General features: G+C 59.2%; 1 protein-coding gene. It reads left to right on the top strand.

Annotated elements, in window-relative coordinates; translation table 11 throughout:
• Positions 1-213: 213 nt before the first annotated feature.
• Positions 214-588 carry a hypothetical protein gene (locus AC1RPR_RS08040; RefSeq protein ID WP_481763443.1) on the top strand — a complete coding sequence of 125 codons (375 nt, stop codon included), beginning with the start codon at positions 214-216 and terminating at the stop codon, positions 586-588.
• Positions 589-590: the final 2 nt, after the last annotated feature.

Raw genomic sequence — 590 nt, 5'->3', positions numbered from 1 at the left:
GCAAGCCTCAAAAGGGTTATACTGATACCAGTAACAGTAAAGTGGTTCGTGCGAGTGGTAGACCGGCACACCATGTTGCGCCGATCAAACACCCGACACACAAACGTAGTAAAAAGGCAGTTGACAAGAGGCGAAGCCGTTGATAAACTTCAGTCTCGTTGTTCTAGTGTTGTACTGAGTAGCACCAACCCACCTTGAAAGGAGATTTACCTCATGAGCAAGAACGTTATCACGATTTCGATCTCGGTCGATGGCTCGGATACCGCCGTCAATTCCTTCGCGTCGAAGGAAGCTGCCGTCAAGTTCCTGATGGGCAAGGGCATCGTCCGCTCGAAGGCACGCCCGATCGTGAACGCAGGCGTCGTCACGAGCCACACCGTCACCATCGAGCGCACGTTCATCAGCGCGCAGCCGGCTGAGGGTGCACCGGCCAAGCCGCGTACGTCGGTTCGCAAGCCGCACGCCGGTCCGGCCAAGGTCGCGGCCACGAAGGCACCGGCAGCACGCTCGGTCCCGGAGCAGGCCAGCAAGGTCGCACCGATCCCGGCATCGCCGTATCCGTTCCCGACGGGCGCTGCCCCGCTGTAATC

It is taken from the genome of Dellaglioa sp. CoH-57-MRSF-22 (assembly GCF_056781895.1).
Note: the sequence above shows the minus strand (reverse complement) of the source record. Positions and strands in the feature narration are given on the sequence as shown.

Excerpts from the sequence above, each read along its gene's own strand:
- AC1RPR_RS08040 (WP_481763443.1), top strand. The coding sequence starts at position 214 with ATGAGCAAGAACGTTATCACGATTTCGATCTCGGTCGATGGCTCGGAT.